Origin of the sequence: Ruegeria sp. HKCCA0370 (assembly GCF_013033705.1) — a bacterium.
GTDB lineage: Bacteria > Pseudomonadota > Alphaproteobacteria > Rhodobacterales > Rhodobacteraceae > Ruegeria.
Map to the genome: position 1 here is coordinate 152357 of NZ_WQEP01000005.1, position 17803 is coordinate 170159.

17 protein-coding genes and 2 tRNA genes are annotated in these 17803 nt (G+C 59.0%); 9 read left to right on the forward strand and 10 right to left on the reverse strand.

Annotated elements, in window-relative coordinates; genetic code table 11:
- Positions 1 to 23: 23 nt before the first annotated feature.
- From GOW31_RS12555 to GOW31_RS12580, 6 genes are all read right to left on the reverse strand, one after another.
- Entirely contained in the window at positions 24 to 425 is a 402-nt protein-coding gene (locus tag GOW31_RS12555) for a DUF2160 domain-containing protein (protein WP_171170501.1), read from the reverse strand.
- Positions 426 to 433: 8 nt separating this feature from the next.
- Positions 434 to 1231, reverse strand: coding sequence for a carbohydrate ABC transporter permease (locus GOW31_RS12560; RefSeq protein ID WP_152457520.1), 798 nt, complete (start codon positions 1229 to 1231; stop codon positions 434 to 436).
- Entirely contained in the window at positions 1228 to 2091 is an 864-nt protein-coding gene (locus GOW31_RS12565; RefSeq protein ID WP_152457521.1) for a carbohydrate ABC transporter permease, read from the reverse strand. Before GOW31_RS12565 ends, GOW31_RS12560 begins: the two co-directional genes overlap by 4 nt.
- Complete coding sequence (locus tag GOW31_RS12570; RefSeq protein WP_171170503.1) at positions 2088 to 3164, reverse strand: ABC transporter ATP-binding protein; 1077 nt, start codon at positions 3162 to 3164, stop codon at positions 2088 to 2090. The genes GOW31_RS12565 and GOW31_RS12570 overlap by 4 nt, the downstream gene beginning before the upstream one ends.
- 1 nt (position 3165) lies before the next feature.
- Entirely contained in the window at positions 3166 to 4215 is a 1050-nt protein-coding gene (locus GOW31_RS12575) for an ABC transporter ATP-binding protein (protein WP_171170505.1), read from the reverse strand.
- A gap of 82 nt (positions 4216 to 4297) precedes the next feature.
- Entirely contained in the window at positions 4298 to 6037 is a 1740-nt protein-coding gene (locus GOW31_RS12580; RefSeq protein ID WP_171170507.1) for an ABC transporter substrate-binding protein, read from the reverse strand.
- Between the two features lie 244 nt (positions 6038 to 6281).
- On the opposite strand from GOW31_RS12580, the gene GOW31_RS12585 reads away from it, so the two are divergent.
- The 9 genes from GOW31_RS12585 to GOW31_RS22085 all read left to right on the forward strand — a co-directional run bounded on the left by GOW31_RS12585 (position 6282) and on the right by GOW31_RS22085 (position 14596).
- The gene (locus tag GOW31_RS12585) at positions 6282 to 7643 is read left to right on the forward strand and encodes a V-type ATP synthase subunit B (protein WP_171170509.1); all 1362 of its coding nucleotides are present in this window, start codon (positions 6282 to 6284) and stop codon (positions 7641 to 7643) included.
- Positions 7621 to 8226 carry a V-type ATP synthase subunit D gene (locus tag GOW31_RS12590; protein ID WP_152457526.1) on the forward strand — a complete coding sequence of 202 codons (606 nt, stop codon included), beginning with the start codon at positions 7621 to 7623 and terminating at the stop codon, positions 8224 to 8226. Before GOW31_RS12585 ends, GOW31_RS12590 begins: the two co-directional genes overlap by 23 nt.
- Positions 8223 to 10019 carry a V-type ATP synthase subunit I gene (locus GOW31_RS12595; RefSeq protein ID WP_171170511.1) on the forward strand — a complete coding sequence of 599 codons (1797 nt, stop codon included), beginning with the start codon at positions 8223 to 8225 and terminating at the stop codon, positions 10017 to 10019. The genes GOW31_RS12590 and GOW31_RS12595 overlap by 4 nt, the downstream gene beginning before the upstream one ends.
- Positions 10016 to 10459 (forward strand): ATP synthase subunit C, encoded by a 444-nt coding sequence (locus GOW31_RS12600; protein ID WP_152457528.1) that lies wholly within the window; start codon positions 10016 to 10018, stop codon positions 10457 to 10459. The genes GOW31_RS12595 and GOW31_RS12600 overlap by 4 nt, the downstream gene beginning before the upstream one ends.
- Complete coding sequence (locus GOW31_RS12605; RefSeq protein WP_171170513.1) at positions 10459 to 11136, forward strand: hypothetical protein; 678 nt, start codon at positions 10459 to 10461, stop codon at positions 11134 to 11136. The genes GOW31_RS12600 and GOW31_RS12605 overlap by 1 nt, the downstream gene beginning before the upstream one ends.
- A gap of 1 nt (position 11137) precedes the next feature.
- Positions 11138 to 11830, forward strand: coding sequence for a hypothetical protein (locus GOW31_RS12610; RefSeq protein WP_171170515.1), 693 nt, complete (start codon positions 11138 to 11140; stop codon positions 11828 to 11830).
- A complete protein-coding gene (locus tag GOW31_RS12615) occupies positions 11827 to 13668 on the forward strand; it encodes a V-type ATP synthase subunit A (RefSeq protein ID WP_171170516.1) in 1842 nt (613 codons plus the stop codon). The genes GOW31_RS12610 and GOW31_RS12615 overlap by 4 nt, the downstream gene beginning before the upstream one ends.
- 131 nt (positions 13669 to 13799) lie before the next feature.
- Entirely contained in the window at positions 13800 to 14162 is a 363-nt protein-coding gene (locus GOW31_RS22080; protein WP_367396929.1) for a DeoR family transcriptional regulator, read from the forward strand.
- Positions 14081 to 14596, forward strand: coding sequence for a hypothetical protein (locus GOW31_RS22085; protein ID WP_371813760.1), 516 nt, complete (start codon positions 14081 to 14083; stop codon positions 14594 to 14596). Before GOW31_RS22080 ends, GOW31_RS22085 begins: the two co-directional genes overlap by 82 nt.
- 66 nt (positions 14597 to 14662) lie before the next feature.
- Here GOW31_RS22085 and GOW31_RS12625 read toward each other — a convergent pair.
- The 4 genes from GOW31_RS12625 to glpX all read right to left on the reverse strand — a co-directional run bounded on the left by GOW31_RS12625 (position 14663) and on the right by glpX (position 17754).
- A tRNA-Glu gene (locus GOW31_RS12625) sits at positions 14663 to 14737 on the reverse strand.
- A gap of 24 nt (positions 14738 to 14761) precedes the next feature.
- A tRNA-Glu gene (locus tag GOW31_RS12630) sits at positions 14762 to 14836 on the reverse strand.
- Positions 14837 to 14934: 98 nt separating this feature from the next.
- The gene (gene recJ, locus GOW31_RS12635; protein ID WP_171170518.1) at positions 14935 to 16677 is read right to left on the reverse strand and encodes a single-stranded-DNA-specific exonuclease RecJ; all 1743 of its coding nucleotides are present in this window, start codon (positions 16675 to 16677) and stop codon (positions 14935 to 14937) included.
- A 93-nt stretch (positions 16678 to 16770) separates the two neighbouring features.
- Positions 16771 to 17754 carry a class II fructose-bisphosphatase gene (gene glpX / locus GOW31_RS12640; protein WP_171170520.1) on the reverse strand — a complete coding sequence of 328 codons (984 nt, stop codon included), beginning with the start codon at positions 17752 to 17754 and terminating at the stop codon, positions 16771 to 16773.
- Between the last annotated feature and the right edge of the window lie 49 nt (positions 17755 to 17803).

A 17803-nucleotide genomic window follows, 5' to 3' on the forward strand; every position in this document is an offset into this window, starting at 1 on the left:
ATCCTTTCGCGATTTCTCAAAGTCTAAACTTTCCAGAACACAAAAACGCCCCAGCCGATAGACAGGAAAAGAGGTGTCCATACCGGCTGCCCGACAATGCCCAGCCATGCGAGGAAGATATAGGCGGACCCCAGAAGGGTGATGAAAAGCCGATCGCCCAATGTGGTTGTCAGCCCCAGTACACCGCGCCGTTCTATGCCATCGCGATACTTGAAGCCCTCAAGAACGCCAATCAGTGCGATGGCCGAAAAGATGCCGACAAATACGGCAAGTGTCGCCGGGGTCCAGGCCATCCAGAAATCGGGCCACAGTGGTGCAGTCCAGGAAAAACCTTTTTCCTCTTGCTGGCCGACACTGCCCCATCCGGCCTGCTGGGCAAGGGTCGTGGAAGGCAGGAAAAGAAGGGTAAGAAGAAGTTTACGCATATCGAACCTCACACACGTCCCATCGCGAAACCACGCGCGATGTAGTTGCGGACAAACCAGATGACGATGGCGCCGGGGATGATGGTCAGGGTGCCGGCGGCGGCCAGCAGGCCCAATTCGTACCCCGCGCTGGACGCGGTGCGGGTCATCACGGCGGCGATGGGTTTGGCCTCGACCGCGGTCAGGGTCTTGGCCAGCAGCATTTCCACCCACGAGAACATGAAACAGAAGAAGGCCGCCACGCCCACGCCCGCTTTGATATTGGGCAGGAAGATCGTCACGAAGAAACGCGGGAAGGAATAGCCGTCGACATAGGCGGTTTCATCCAGCTCTTTTGGAATTCCCCGCATGAAGCCTTCCAAAATCCAAACTGCCAGCGGCACGTTGAACAATGTATGCGCCAGCGCCACAGCCAGATGCGTGTCGAACAGGCCGATCGAAGAATAGAGCTGGAAGAACGGCAAGGCGAAGACCGCTGCCGGGGCCATCCGGTTGGTCAGCAACCAGAAGAACAGCTGCTTGTCACCCAGAAACCGATAGCGAGAAAACGCATAGGCAGCGGGCAAGGCGACGCTGACCGAAAGCACCGTATTCAACGTCACATAGGTGATCGAGTTGATATAGCCCCAATACCACGTCGGGTCCGTGAAGATGGTGATGTAATTCTCCAGCGTAAAGGTCTGGGGGAACAGGGAAAAGCCCGACAGGATTTCGTTCGTGGTCTTGAAGGACATTGCCACCAGCCAATAGATCGGCAGCATCAGGAACGCGATATAGAGGATCGGGATGAGAGACCGCTTCTTCATTGCGCGTCATCCTTTGTCATCAGAGTGTAGAAGAGCCACGAAACCAGCAGCGTGATAGCGAAATAGATCAGACTCATCGCAGCCGCAGGGCCAAGGTCGAACTGCCCCAGCGCGATCTTCACCAGATCGATCGACAGCAGGGTGGTCGAGTTGCCGGGCCCACCCCCGGTCAGCACGAAGGGCTCTGTATAGATGTTGAAACTGTCCATGAACCGCAGCAGGACCGCGATCGTCAGAACCGTCTTCATCTTGGGCAGCTGGATGTAGCGGAACACCGACCAAGGGCTTGCCCCGTCGATCTTGGCCGCCTGATAATAGGCATCCGGGATCGACACGAGGCCTGCATAGCACAGCAACACGACCAGAGACGTCCAGTGCCAGACATCCATAACGATGACGGTGATCCAGGCCGAAAGCGGCTGTTGCGTCATGTCATAGTTGATGCCCAGAACGTCATTCAGGAAATACCCCAACAGACCGATTTTGGGCAGGGTGAAGATGTTCCACATGGACCCAACGACGTTCCACGGGATCAGCATCGGCAGGGCCATCAGCACCAGACAGACAGGCACCCAGAAACCTTTGCGCGGCATCGACAGGGCAACGATGATGCCAAGAGGCACTTCGATGATCAGGATCAGGAAAGTAAACAGGAACTGTCGTCCAAGTGCGGCCTGAAACCGGTCCGACCGCAGGATCTGTTCGAACCAACCCAGGCCTTCCCAGAAAAACTGGTTGTTACCAAAGGTTTCCTGCACCGAATAGTTGACCACTGTCATCATCGGCACCAACGCGTTGAACGCGACCAGTGCCAGCACGGGCAGGACAAAGAACCACGCTTTTTGATTTTCTGTTCTCATTGGGCCCGCTCCTCGGTTGCGATCCAGCCGTCGCGGTAGACGCGGGATTGTTCGGGTTTGAATTGCAGGAAAACCTGTGATCCGGGTTCGGGCACGCTGTGTTCGGTCACGGCCTTGAGGGGGGTATTGCCGACCATCGCGCTGACCACAAAGTGGCGACCGATGTCGGAAACCTTGGTCACATGCGCCGGGATGCCGGTCTCGCCGAAGCCGACATATTCCGGGCGAATACCCAGATCGGTACGGCCGCCATCACCGTGAATGGGGCCTTCCAGCATGACTTCGTGCCCTTCGAACAGGGCGCGGTCGCCGCGCGCCTCGCAGGGCAGCACGTTCATACCTGGCGAGCCGATGAAATGGCCCACGAACGTGTGCTGCGGGCGCTCGAACAGCTCCACCGGGGTGCCGATCTGCACCACTTCGCCCTCTTGCATCACCACGACCTCGTCCGCGAAGGTCAGAGCCTCGGTCTGGTCGTGGGTGACATAGATCATCGTCGCCTTGACGCGCTGGTGCAGTTCTTTCAGCTTGGACCGCAGCTTCCATTTCAGATGCGGGTCAATCACGGTCAGAGGTTCATCGAACATCACCGCGTTTACGTCGTCGCGGACCAGGCCGCGACCCATCGAGATTTTCTGCTTGTTGTCCGGGCTGAGGCCGCTGGCACGGGTGTTCAGCATGTCGGTGACATCCAGCATCTCGGCGATCGCATCGACGCGGCGCTTGATCGTCGCCGGATCGACGCCGCGGTTCTTCAACGGAAAGGCCAGGTTTTCGCCCACGGTCATCGTGTCGTAAATCACCGGAAACTGGAACACCTGTGCGATGTTGCGCTGATCAGGGGGCAGAGCGGTCACGTCACGGTCGTCGAACAGGATCTGCCCTTCGGACGGGGTCAGCAGGCCCGAGATGATGTTCAGCAGCGTGGACTTGCCGCAGCCCGACGGGCCCAGCAGGGCATAGGCCCCGCCATCACGCCAGGTCACGTCGATTTCCTTCAGCGCATAATCCTCGGGGCCTTTTGGCGACGGCATGTAGCTGTGGCGGAGGTTCGAAAGTTTGATCTGTGCCATGTCAGGCCACCCTTTTGCCGTCTTGGCCGAAATACCGGCAATGGACCGGGTTCATGAAGAATGTGTGGTCCTCGCCCACCTGATAGGGATGGACTCCGGCGGCCAGCGACACCCAGGCGTCCTCGCCATGCTGGAAATGCGCGCTGGAATCCGAACCCGAAAGCTCGGTCACGATCACGCGGCCGGTCAGTTCCACGTCCGCGTCAGACGTACGGAACGGCGTCACACGATGCGGCCGCACCGCGACCATGTAATCTCCGTCGGCCATGTCGGTGACGGCCCAGCCACCTCCACCGGCCAGTTGCGCCTGGGCAGCGGAAACGGTGATGCGTGCGACATTGATCGGGGGGTCTGAAAAGACCCGCGCGGCGGCGATGTTCTCGGGGTTGCGATAGATGTCTGCGGTTGGCCCGAACTGGGTTACGCGTCCATCTTCCATCAGGGCGGTGTAGCCGCCCAGCAGCAGCGCCTCTTCGGGCTCGGACGTGGCATAGACCACCACGGCCCCGCGCCCGGCGAACAGCTCAGGCAGTTGCTCGCGCAATTCCTCGCGCAGCTTGTAGTCCAGGTTGGCCAGCGGTTCGTCCAAGAATACCGCGCGGCTGTCCTTGGCGATGGCACGCGCCAGCGCGGTACGCTGCTGTTGGCCGCCCGACAGTTCGTGCGGACGGCGGTGCAGCATCGGGCGCAGTTGCAGCAGGTCGGCGGCCTCTTCAACGCGGCCTTCGATCTCGGATTGCGCCATGCCTGCCACGCGCAGGGGCGAGGCGATGTTGTCGAATACGGTCATATGCGGGTAGTTCACGAAGAACTGGTGCACGAGGCTGATTTTTCGCTTCTGCGTATTCAGCCGTGTGACGTCTTGCCCATCCATCAGGACCTTGCCCGAGGCGATCGGGTCCAGCCCGGCCATCATCTTGATCAGCGAGGTCTTGCCCGAGCCCGTCGCGCCCAGCAGCACGTTGAAGTGGCCTGTTTGAAGGGTCAGGTTTGTGGGCTTGATATGGATGACGTTGCCGACCCTTTTGGTCGCGTCTTGAAGTTCGATCATGTCCGTGGGTTCCGGTCCTTCAGTGCAATGCACTGGTCTTGAGGTGGGGGTGCCTGACGCGGCACCCCCGGGTTTCAACGGCTTACTTAGACTGCCAGCGCTGAACCAGTTCGTCATAGTTGACGGTCTGGCCCTGCGGCTTTTCGTTCTCAAGCTTGGCCTTGGGCGAACCCGGCTTTTCCAGCCAGAAAGATGGGTCCTGCGGCTCGTTCAGGCGCGGACCACAGCCGCCGTAGACACCGGCGCTTTCATCCGCGGCCTGCATTCGGGCCATGGTGATGTCCATCTCTTCTGCCAGACGATCCATCGCCTCTTGCGGGGTGAAGGCGCCCGAGTTCACGTCACCGATCTGCTGCCACCAGATCTGGGCCAGCTTCGGATAGTCCGGCACGTTGATGCCGGTCGGCGACCATGCCACGCGGTCAGGTGAGCGGTAGAACTCGACCAGACCACCCAGCTTGGGCGCGCGTTCGGTGAACGACTCGTGATTGACCGAGCTGTCGCGGATGAAGGTCAGACCCACATGGGACTTCTTCACATCGACAGTTTTGGAGGTCACGAACTGGGCATAAAGCCAGGCTGCCTGGGCACGATCCGAGGGGGTCGATTTGAGGAACGTCCAGGACCCCACGTCTTGGTAGCCAACCTTCTGGCCTTCTTCCCAATAGGGGCCGTGCGGGCTGGGCGCCATCCGCCACAGCGGCGTACCTTCGTCATCCACGGTGTTGTTGCCTTCGGACTTCGGCTTGACCATGTCGGCGGTGAAGGCCGTGTACCAGAAGATCTGCTGGGCCACGTTGCCCTGGCTAAGTGCCGGCAGTGATTGGTAGAAGTCATAAGACGCGGCACCCGGAGGCGCATAGGCCCGCAGCCATTCATCCCATTTCCGGATCGCATAGACCGCAGCCGGACCGTTTGCAGCACCACCGCGCGACACCGAAGCGCCAACAGGGTTACAGGTGCCCGCTTCCATGCGGATGCCCCATTCGTCGACAGGCACACCGTTCGGTTCGCCCTTGTCGCCGGCACCGGCCATCGACAGCCAGGCATCGGTCATGCGCCATCCGAGGTCGGGCGCGCGCTTGCCGTAATCCATGTGGCCGTAGATCGTGGTACCATCGACTTCTTGCACATCATTGGTGAAGAACTCGGCGATATCTTCATACGCGGACCAGTTGACCGGAACGCCCAGATCATAGCCGTACTTTTCTTTGAACGCGGCTTTGTTCGCCTCATCATCGAACCAGTCCTTGCGGAACCAGTAAAGGTTCGCAAACTGCTGATCGGGCAGCTGATACAGCTTGCCGTCCGGTCCGGTGGTGAACTGAATGCCCATGAAGTCATCCAGATCCAGCGTCGGCGAAGTTGTCGCGGCCCAGTCACCGCCCATCATGTCCGTCAGCGGATAGGCCAGCTGCAAACGCGAATGGGTGCCGATCAGGTCACTGTCGTTGACATAACCGTCATACAGGTTCCGACCCGTTTGCATTTGGGTTTGAACGGCCTGAACCACTTCACCTTCACCCAGAATCTGGTGGTTGACCTTGATGCCGGTGATTTCCTCGAACGCCTTGGTCAGCACCTCGGATTCGTAGGAATGTGTCGGGATACCTTCGGACAGGACGTTGATTTCCATACCTGCGTAAGGCTGTGCAGCTTCGATGAACCACTGCATCTCGGCCATCTGTTCGTCTTTCGACAAGGTCGATGGCTGGAATTCGTCGTCGATCCAACGTTGTGCTGCGGCTTCGTCGGCCCAAGCAGGACCGTGCCCCGCAATGACGGCAGCCGCCGCCACTGCGGAAAGTAGATGTCTCCGCATCTGTCTCCTCCCAAAAATTATGGTTCTCCGGCGGAAACCGGATGACGGACAGCATCAGCGATTTCTTGCGTATGTGTCAAACTAAAAATTTAGTAATTGACGTTCAGGCACCCCGGAAGAGGTGGCGCTGAACTCGTTTGCCAATTTGTGAATTCGTTGTAAGCTAGGATTGTCATTGCAAAAATTACCGCTGAGACGTGCGGCGCGAATTACGAAAAACGACTTGGAACAGTGAGGATAGGCAATGTCCCGAAGTCTGTTGAAGTACACGCGTGTTCTGGAAATCGTCGGGGACACAATCAAGGTTCGGGTTCCGATCCAGAACAAAGGAGAGCCGGCTGTCCGGTTCAACGACCTCGCTATGATCGAGACGGTGGATGGCCGAAAAACACTGGCCCAGACGATCTTCATCGACCGGGATGTCGTCACGTTGCAGGTGTTTTCCGGCACCAAGGGCATATCGACCGAAGCAACGGCAACCTTTCTCGGTCACCCGATGCAGACACCTTATTCGGCCAACATTCTGGGCCGCGTGTTTGATGGCGCCGGTGTGGCCATTGATGGAGGCCCCGACCTGTCTGCGGAACCGCATATCGATATTGGCGGACCGACCGTCAATCCGGCGGAACGCGCGGTTCCAAACAGAATGATCCGCACGGATGTGCCGATGATCGACGTGTTCAACACATTGGTCGAGAGCCAGAAAATTCCGATCTTCTCGGTTTCAGGCGAGCCGTTCAACGCGTTCCTCAGCCGAATCGGTATTCAGGCCGACGCGGATATCGTGATCTTTGGCGGGCTGGGGCTGATTTTTGACGACTACCACACGTTTCGCACCTCGTTCGAAGATGCGGGTGTGTTTTCGCGTACCGTCATGTTCGTCAATCAGGCGATGGATCCTTTGGTGGAACGTCTTCTGGTGCCGGACATGGCATTGGCAGTGGCCGAGAAGTTCGCTGTGGAAGAGGGCAAACGCGTGCTGGTCCTGCTGACGGACATGACCGCCTATGCTGACGCGATGAAAGAGGTCGGCATCAGTCAGGAAAGGGTGCCATCTCAGCGCGGCTATATGGGGGACCTGTATTCGCAGCTTGCGCGCCGATACGAAAAAGCCTGTGACTATGCCAAAGGCGGGTCGGTCACGGTTCTGACCGTCACGACCATGCCCGGAAACGACGTGACCCACCCGGTGCCTGACAACACCGGCTATATCACCGAAGGGCAGTTCTATCTGCATTCCGGCGTGATCGATCCGTTCGGCAGCCTGTCGCGCCTCAAGCAGAACGTGATTGGCAAGACCACCCGCGAAGATCATGGGCAGATCATGAACACGATGATCCGTTTCTATTCTGAAAGCCGCGATGCCGCGCAAAAACAGGCGATGGCCTTCGACCTGTCAGACTATGATCACCAATTGCTGAAATTCGGCGGCCTGTTCCGGTCTCGGTTCATGGACATCAATGTTTCGATCCCGCTAGAAGAGGCGCTGGATCTGGGTTGGAAGACGCTGGCAGAGTGTTTTGCGCAGGAACAGTTGCTGATGAAGCAGGCATTGATCGACAAGTATTTCCCGAAGGATGTCAATGGCGCGGTTGCAGCTGAATAAATCGTCGCTTGCGCGCGAGCAGACGCAGCTGAAAAGCTATGAGCGGTTCCTGCCGTCGCTGGACCTGAAGCGACAACAGTTGATGGCTGAACGGGCCCGGGCCCGGGAAGAGGTCGACCGCCTCGAGCAAATGGTGCAGGCGCTGGTGCAGCAGGTTGGTGAAAAGCTGCCGATGCTGGCCCAGCAGGGTGTCGCTCTGGATGGGCTGGTCAAGCTCAAGGACTACAAGGTCAAAGAGGTCAATGTGGTAGGGGTCAAACTGCCTGACCTTGATCGGATCGAAGTGGCGGTGCGCCCGTATTCCGTTTTGGCCAAGCCCCATTGGGTCGATGCCGCTGCGCTTTTGCTGCACGACGTCATCGAAGCGCGGGTGCGGGTGAAGATTGCCGAAGAACGCGTTCGCATCTTCGACAAGGCGGTGGCCACCATCACCCAGCGGGTCAACTTGTTCGAAAAGGTTCTGATCCCGCGCGCCAAGGCCAACATCAAGAAAATCCGCATCTACCTGAGCGACGAACAGATGCAGGCCGTTGTGCGGTCGAAGATCTCGAAACGCAAACACGCGCAGGAGGCTTTGACATGAGCGTTGCGCGTCTGAAAAAGATGTCTCTGATCGGGCCTGCTGCCCGAAAGGCGGAAACGCTTGAGGCGCTTCAGGCCCTTGGTTGCATGCATGTTTTGCCCCTTGTTCCCACGCCGAAAGAGCCGGAAAAGATCAGTGAGCGCGATGCAAGAGAGGCGTATAAGGCATTGCGTTTCCTTGCAGAAGTGCCTGACCCGCGCCGCCAGGTCCAGCGTGCGCCTGATTTCGACATGGATCGTTTCGTGCGCGAGGTGACCGACCTCATGCAGCGCGTTCGGGATACGATGGACCGGCGTGACTTTCTGGCGCATCGCATAGCCCAGGTGCGACCTTGGGGGGATTTGGATTTTCCGCCGACCGATGCGCTGGCTGGCAACAGGCTGTGGTTCTATCAGCTGCCGCTGAAGCACCGGGATGCATTGTCCGAGGTCAGATTCCCCTGGGCGATATTGGAGGAAGACCACCGGTACCTGTATGCCGTTCTGATTTCACCTTACGAACCCGATGATGGTGTTCTTCCTGTTCCGCGAACCCATGTCGGTTCGCTGCCGGTACACGAGCTTGAGGCCCAGTTGGAAGAGGCCGAGATCGCCCTCGAGGCGTTGGAAGCCGAACGCGTGGCGCTGACGCGCTATCTGACATTGATGCGCCGGAACCTGTCCGTCGCCGAAAGTGCCGCCGAGCTTGCCCATGCAACGCAGAAAGTGCGCGACGAAGAGGCAGTGTTTGCTTTGCAGGGGTGGGTTCCCGTGGATCAGGTGGATGCTGTTCTTGCCATGGCAAACGCCAAGGGTTCAGCCGTCCTGATTGAAGATCCGGGGCCGGGCGACGCGCCTCCGACCTTGCTGGAGCAGCCTGAAAACCGCAGGGCCGCTGTCGATCTGGCGCTGTTCTATCAGGTGCCCGGATATCAGGACTGGGACCCCAGCGTCATCGTCTCGGCGTCCTTTGCGATCTTCTTTGCCATGATCGTTGCGGATGCCGGGTACGGCGCCGTCATCCTGCTGGCGGTGCTGGCCTTTTGGAGACGGATGGACCGCACCGCTGGTCAAAGATCCTGGCGTCTGTTCGGCCTGATCATCTCGGCTGTTACGATATTTTACGGGGTCATGGTGGGCAGCTATTTTGGGGTGTCACCGGCTGGGAGCTCGATTTGGGCAAGGCTCAAGGTGCTGGATTTGAACGATTTCGGCGCGATGATGATGGTCTCGATCGTCGTTGGCGTTATCCACCTTGTCCTGGCCAACGCACTTGCGGCCCGCGCGGCGTGGGGGCAACGCAAGGCGGTTGCCAATTTGGGCTGGATTGCGGCCCTGATCGGCGGGTTTGCCCTTTGGCTCGGCTACATGAACGGCAAGTCGCCGGTGCCGGGCGCAGCTATCCTGAGCGCCGGCATCGTGGCGATTGTCCTGTTTTCCAGCGAGCGGGTCATCCAGCGGCCGATAGACTGGATCTGGCGTTTGCTCGAAGGGTTTCAAAGCCTTGCCGGGGCGATGGGCGCGTTTGGGGATGTTCTCAGCTATATGCGTCTTTTCGCGTTGGGCCTTGCTTCGGCCTCGCTGGCGATCACGTTCAATGATCTGGCGGTGTCGGTCATGCAGGCCCTTAGGGGGCCGGGCATTCTGTTTGGGCTGCTGATATTGATCATAGGTCATGTATTGAACTTCGCGCTCGCGATGATGAGCGGCGTCGTGCACGGTTTGCGTCTCAATTACATCGAATTCTTTAAATGGGGTCTGCCGGATGAAGGCATCATCTTTCGTCCATTTGCCCGCAAGGAGGTTCAGGAATGAATGAGCTTGTTCTTACACTGGGTTGGCTGGGTATTTATGCGCCAATGGCGTTGGGGGCTGCAGCCAGCGCTATTGGGTGTTCGATCGCCGGTATGGCCAGTATCGGGGCCATGACGGAAACCGAGGGCGGCTATGGCCGTTTCGTGGGTGTATCCGCGTTTCCCTCAACGATGGTCATCTATGGGATCGTCATCATGTTTACCCTGAACCGCGACGTGACACCTGAAAACGCAGGCGGTCTGTTCGGGATCGGCATCCTGTCGGGTATCGCACTGATGTATTGCGGCATCTGGCAGGGTCGGGCCTGTGCGGCTGCGATCAATGCGACCAAGGAAAAGCCCGAGATTTTTGGCCTTGCTCTGGCCCCTGCCGCAATCATCGAAGGGTTTGGTGTTTTTGCCTTCGTGTTTGCGTTGGTCATCAGTGCGGGGATCAGCTGATGGCACAAGACAGAACGATTGCGCATGGGGTTGACGCGCTGATCGACAAATTGCGCAACGATGGGGTTGCCGCTGGTCAGGCCGAAGCCGAGAAGTTGCGCGCAGAAGCAAAAGCCGAAGCCGCGCGCATCGTGGCAGAGGCAAAGCGCGAAGCCGAGGAGTTGAAAAAGAAAGCCCGCACGGAGACAGATAATTACAGGGCTGCCGGCGAAGAAGCATTGAACACCGCGATGCGGGATGCCGTGCTGACCATGAAGGCAGGTCTGACGGATCGCTTCAAGGCAGATGTCGAACGCCTTGTAACCAAAGAGATGTCCGATCCCGAGCTTCTCAGGCAGATGATCCTCGAGGTGGTAGGCCGAGCCGGGGCAGGTGCAAACCTGGACGGCAAGGTTTCCGTTATCCTGCCTGCCAGGGTCGCCACGCAGGAAGACATCAAGCAAAACGCCGATGACATTCAATCCGGCAAGCTGACAAAATATGTTCTTGGGCTGACTGCGAAGATGCTGCGCGAGAATGTCGAGTTGCACGCAGCCGATGACGTGCAGGAAGGCATCCGCGTTCGCGCGGAAGATCAGGGTGTTATTCTGGACCTGACGGATAAGGCGGTGGCATCGCTGTTGATGGAGCATCTACAGCCCCGGTTCCGCGCCGTTCTGGAGGGGGTCATCCGCTGAGATGTCAAAGCAGGACCCCTATATCGCGTTGATGTGCAGCCTTCCGGGTTCGGAACGGTTGTTCGTTGCCAAGCAGCCGCCCCTGTCACGTATCAGGCTGGACCGTCGATTGACGGCTTTGACACCGGAGGACAGCAAAGTTCTGAAGATCCTCGAGCACGCGTTGAGCTGGAGTGCCTACGACATGGATGTCTCCGACGCTCAGGCGATCCAGCGCTGCAAACAAGCGATGCTGGACATCCCTCAGCCCACCTTGCGCAAACTCTTCATGGAGCGCATGGAACTGCGCTCGGTGGTTGCGGCATTGCGATTGAGAAAACGCGGAGAACCAGCGCCTTCAGGCCCGTTCGGAGTCGGACGATGGAGCCGCCACATCCCCGCCAATTGGGGTGATCCCAGCTTTCGGCTGGAACGGCTCATGCCCTGGATCAAAGAGGCAACCCAATTGCTTGAAAACGAAGATCCGCTGGGTCTGGAACGTCTGCTTTTGTCGATAAGCCACAAGCAGCTCAAGCGGCACGCGGCTCGTCACATGTTCGATTTCGAGGCGGTCGCCATCTACGTTCTGATCTGGAACATCTTCGACCGCTGGGCGCAAAGCAGCGCTGCGGAAGCCGCCAAGAGATTTGAGAAACTGGCACAACAGGCCATGGCCGACTTCGCTGATGTCGATTTTGAGGGAGCAAGCGCATGACAGCCCCAATCTCAGCCAAACATTCATCGACCGCTCGCGTCGTCCTGGTTCAGGAAGGGCTTGTGCGGATACAGGCCAATCCGGACGCGACCGGTCGCCCCGGTCAACTGGTCAAAAACGAAGTGGTTTACATATTGCCTTCGCGTTCCGGCCCCGGTGGGCGTCAAGAAAGGCTCAAGGGCGAAGTGCTGCGCGTACGTGGGGATATGGCGGACGTTCAGGTCTATGAAAGCACTGATGGGGTGGCGGTCGACGACCCGGTGGAGCAATCAGGTCAGCTCTTGTCAGTAGAGCTGGGTCCGGGGCTGCTGGGGCAGGTGTTTGACGGGTTGCAGTCGCCTTTGCCCAAGGTGGCGGCAGCATTTGGTACCTTCCTGCCGCGCGGCGCAGATGTCGCGCCCTTGGATGAAAACGCGAAATGGTCCTTTACGCCGTCCGTGAAGGTGGGCGACACGGTCACTGCCGGGGACAGTATCGGAACGGTGCCCGAAGGCCATTTCAGCCACAAGATCATGCTGCCGTTCAACTGGACCGGTGCGTACAAGGTGGTCTGGGTGCAAAAAGGCGCGGCCACGATCCATGACATCGTGGCCCGCCTGGAAGACGAAGACGGTGGCGAGCATACGCTGACGCTTTCGCAGAAATGGCCTGTTCGGAGACCATTGCCGGAAAACATCCTGAAGCGCGCACTGTCCGAGCGGTTGTATCCCACGGAACCGGTTCTGACGTCGCAACGGCTGATCGACACGTTCTTTCCGATTGCACGCGGCGGCACCGCCTGTATTCCCGGGCCGTTCGGTGCGGGCAAGACCGTGCTGCAAAACCTGATCGCACGGAATGCGAAGGTTGATATCGTGATCGTCGTGGCCTGCGGCGAACGTGCAGGTGAGGTGGTCGAGACCATCGAGGAATTTCCGAAGATGACCGATCCAACCACCGGTGGCAGCCTGATGGATCGGACGATAATCATCTGCAACACGTCATCCATGCCGGTAGCCGCGCGCGAGGCGTCGATCTTCACCGGGATCACGTTGGGGGAATACTACCGCCAGATGGGCTATGATGTCTTGTTGATCGCCGACAGCACCAGCCGGTGGGCGCAAGCCATGCGCGAGACCTCTGGCAAGCTCGAAGAGATCCCGGGCGAAGAGGGGTTCCCAGCCTATCTGGAAAGTTCGATCAAGGGTTTGTACGAACGCGCCGGGGCGCTGAAAACGAATGACGGCGATCTTGGCAGCCTTACGCTGATCGGAACGGTTTCGCCTGCTGGCGGCAATTTTGACGAGCCGGTAACCCAGTCAACCTTGTCGACGGTCAAGTGTTTCCTCGGGTTGTCATCCGAACGCGCCTACAAGCGGTTTTATCCAGCGGTCGATCCGATGCTCAGCTGGTCTCGGTATACTGACCAATTGTCCGACTGGTATGACAGGAACGCCGAGCCGGGGTGGACAGCCAAAGTGCGCACCCTGTTGGCTCTGATCGAAAAAGGCGAACAGGTCGATCAGATGATGCAGGTCACCGGGGAAGAGGGCGTCACAATTGACGACTTTGTAACCCAACAGAAAGCCTTGTTCGTCGATATGGTTTACTTGCAACAGGACGCATTTGACACAGTCGATGCGACAGTGCCGCTTGAACGGCAGATAAAGACGTTCAAGCTTGTGTACGATGTGACGCAATCCAAAGCGGTCTTCTCGGACAAAGCCGAAGTGAGGCAGGTGTTCACGCAGCTGGCCGGGCTGATGAAAAACTTTCACTACGCGGCAGAAAACACACCCGAATACAAATCCATCTGGCAAAAGATCGAAAACCTGTGCCGAGAAAAGTTCGGAGTGTGAGACTGGTCACGCCGAATTATTCCGGTGATCCCCGTAGGCTGGAAAAACCGCGCGTTGCAGAGGTTGCACTGGCTTGTCGTATGCAGCGATCCATGCCCTTGTGATGCAAAACCGAGTATTCGGAGCTGACAGTGAAGAAAAAAGCCCCAAATACCCATCGTGAAATGGAATTGCTGGACGCATTGCGGCGTCTGGGCGGGGCAGCGCGAAGCTCTGATCTGGTGAATGTGCTGGGTGTGTCCGAAGAAACGGTACGACGTGCGATCAAGTCCTTGTCCAAGGCGGGCACGATCGAACGGGTTCATGGTGGCGCCTACCTTGCCGGGGCGCAAGGGGATCCCGGTTTCTTTCGCCGCATTTCGCAACATGCCGACGAAAAGCGTCTGATCGCTTTGCGTACGGCCAATATGGTGTGGGATCAGATGACGGTTTCCTGGATGTCGGCTCGACCACGGCCTTTGTCGCCGAGGAATTGCGCCGGGCCAACTGTCTGACGGTTGTCAGCAATTCCATCGGCGTTGTGCAGACATTGGCAGGGATCAACGGAAACCGTGTGTATCTGCTGGGCGGAGAACTGCAAAGCGATGAGCGGGGCACCTTCGGCTACGTCGCCCAGAGGCAGTTGCAACGATATGCGTTTGACGTTGCGATCCTCAGCACGGATGCCACCTCGGACAGCACGGGGTTTCTGTATCACAGCCCGGCAGAGGCAGATCTTGCCACGGTCGTGGCCGGTCGGGCGGATTTTCTTGTCATGGCCTCCGCGCATTTCAAATTTGGCGACAAGGCCCCCTATGTCGGGCCGGATCCGCGTCTGGTGTACATGCTTGTGACAGACGCGGCACCGAAAGGGGCGATGGTCAAGTCCTTTGACCGCTGGGGCATCGACGTACAGGTTGCGACAGCAGGGAAATCTCATGCGGCGTGACACAAATCACGCACCAGCAAAGACCAATCGTCAGATCAGAAAACAAAGACTGAGGATGCGATGAAATGGTAGCCCGTAGGGGAATCGAACCCCTCTTTCCAGGTTGAAAACCTGGCGTCCTAACCGATAGACGAACGGGCCACTTGGTAGTGACGCAAGCACAAGTGGTAGCCCGTAGGGGAATCGAACCCCTCTTTCCAGGTTGAAAACCTGGCGTCCTAACCGATAGACGAACGGGCCACGCTGGCTTGTGGAGGGCCTTTTACGGTTTCACCGTGACCCCCGCAAGCCGAAAAACGCAGGGATGAGAAAGTTTTTTACGCCGTCCGAGCGAGACGTCAATTTGCCTCTGCCGCGTCCTCGAGCCTGAGCTGCACGGATTGCCGCCCGCCCCAGGTGTTCACCTCAAGCCGGCCTGCAAAATGAAAGCGTGCGCCACCATGATTTGATAGTCTCTCGCCCATCGGACCGTCAAAGGCACCAAAGGCAATCGCATCCAGCCCACCACCCATGCCATCGGACAATGACAACTTCAGGTGCGTTTCCCCGACACGTTTGGCAAAACGCACCTGAAGATCCGGAAGCGCGTATCGCGGGGCAGGGGCTCCGGCACCAAACGGTCCGGCCTGTTCGATCTGTTCGACAAGATCCACTGTTGCGGCACCTGGCATAAGGGCGCCTTCCAGCTTCATATCGGCAGGGCCGCCCTGACCTGCGCCTTGTTTTGCCAGCAACTCGCTGAGGCGTTCCATCGCAGGTTCCAGTTTGTCGCGCATGACGGTAAGTCCAGCGGCCATCTTGTGACCGCCACCCTTGACCAGCAACCCTTCGGCCGCGAGCCGCTGGATCGACGCCCCCATATCCACGCCCGAGACCGAACGCCCCGAGCCTTTGCCCTCATCACCGTCAAAGCCGATTACGATGGCCGGACGGTTGGCGGTTTCCTTCAAACGAGACGCCACGATGCCCACCACACCCGGATGCCAGCCTTCACCGGCGGCCCAGACCAGCGGTGCGTCGAGTCCGCGACCCTCGGCCTGCTCCATCGCGGCTGCGCGCACGGCGTTTTCAATGTCCCGGCGTTCTGTGTTCAGCGCGTCCAGACGTTCGGACAGGGCTTGTGCCTCGTGCAGGGAATCCGTGCTCAGCAGGCGGGCGCCCAGATCGGCCTGCCCGATGCGACCACCCGCGTTCACGCGGGGGCCAAGCAGAAAACCCAGGTGATAGCTGTTGGGCGCCGTATCCATGCGCGAGACATCGGACAATGCGACAAGTCCGGGGCGCTGCCTTTGGGCCATCACTTTAAGGCCTTGTCGAACCAGGGCGCGATTGGCGCCGATCAAAGGCGCAACGTCAGCCACGGTTGCCAGGGCCACCAGGTCCAGCATCGATATCAGGTCAGGCCCCTTTGCGCCTGCCGCGCGCAGCTGGCGCCCTGCTTCGACCAGCATCAGAAACACGACACCCGCCGCGCAGAAATAGCCCAGATCACCGCTTTCATCCTGCCGGTTGGGATTCACGACTGCAACGCAATCCGGCAGGGTTTCGCCGCCGAGGTGGTGATCCAGAACAATAACGTCCGCCCCCGTGGCCGCGGCAATCGGTTCATGGCTGAGCGTGCCGCAATCGACGCAAATGATCAGGTCGTGGCTGGTTGCCAGTCCCCGCATTGCCGGAACATTCGGACCATATCCCTCATCAATCCGATCCGGCACATAAAGCGTCGCCTGCAACCCCATCTGTCGAAGCCAAACCAGCAGCAGCGCGGCAGAGCAGCCGCCGTCAACATCGTAATCCGCGAACACCGCGATTTTCTGGCGATGGCGTACGGCGTCCAGAAAACGCGCCGCCGCCGTTTCCATGTCTTTCATGTCACGGGGATCTGGCAGCAGCTCCTTGAGCTTGGGGTCCAGAAAGCCGCGCGCCTCCATGACAGGCACGCCACGACGGGCCAGAACCTGACATACCGCACGCGGCAGGTCGGTCTGTTGAGTCATCATCTCGGCAGCCCGCTCCAGCTCGGCTTCCGGGCCAACCCAGCGCCGCCCGGTCAGTGATTGTTCTACGCCAAGAAAACCCATTGCCTGCCCCTTGTGAACCAAGGCCGGATCCTTTCGGACCCGGCCTTTTCATCTTTTCCCAAATACTCCCGCCGGAGGCAACGGCGCAAGCCGTTAGGCGTTATCGTGTGGCCAGGTGGGGGTGCGATACGACATGCGGCGTACGGACCCGGTCTTTGAACGCATCAGCAGCGTCGTGGTTTCCACCCAACCCGGCTCGCGCTTGATGCGCGGCAACAGAGAACCGCCAGTTACACCCGTTGCGGCAAAGATCACATCCGCGGTCACCATCTCATCGCGCGAATAGACCCGGTCCAGATCGGTGATGCCCGCCTTGGCAGCACGGCCCCGCTCGTCATCGTTGCGGAACATCAGGCGACCAAAGATCTGCCCGCCCATGCATTTCAGCGCGGCAGCGGCAAGCACGCCTTCGGGGGCGCCACCCTGGCCCATATACATGTCGATACCGGTCACTTCGCTTTCTGCGCAATGCATGACACCTGCCACGTCACCATCGGTGATCAGGCGGATCGATGCTCCGGTTTTGCGCACTTCGGCGATCATCGCCTCGTGACGGGGGCGTTCCAGAATGCAGACGGTGATGTCCGCAGGCTTGCAGTTCTTGGCCTTTGCCAAGGCTTCCACCCGTTCACGTGGAGACATGTCCAGATTGACGACACCCTCGGGTAGGCCCGGACCAACGGCAAGCTTGTCCATGTAGACGTCGGGCGCATGCAGCATCGAGCCGCGCGGGCCCATGGCAATCACGGTCAGCGCGTTGGGCATGTCCTTTGCGGTCAGCGTTGTGCCTTCCAGCGGATCCAGCGCGATGTCCACGCCGGGGCCGTTTCCGGTGCCGACCTCTTCGCCAATATAAAGCATCGGAGCTTCGTCGCGTTCACCTTCACCGATCACCACGACGCCAGCAATGTCCAGCATGTTCAGCTGTTCGCGCATCGCATTCACAGCGGCCTGGTCGGCGGCTTTCTCGTCACCGCGCCCCACCAGCGAAGCCGAGGCCAGCGCAGCCTGTTCCGCCACCCTTGCCAGCCCCAGAGACAGCAGGCGGTCGTTGAAATCGGTTTTGGCAGCACTCATTGTCATGTATCCTCTGGTCATTTAAGCCGTTTCTATCGGCATAGCTTGC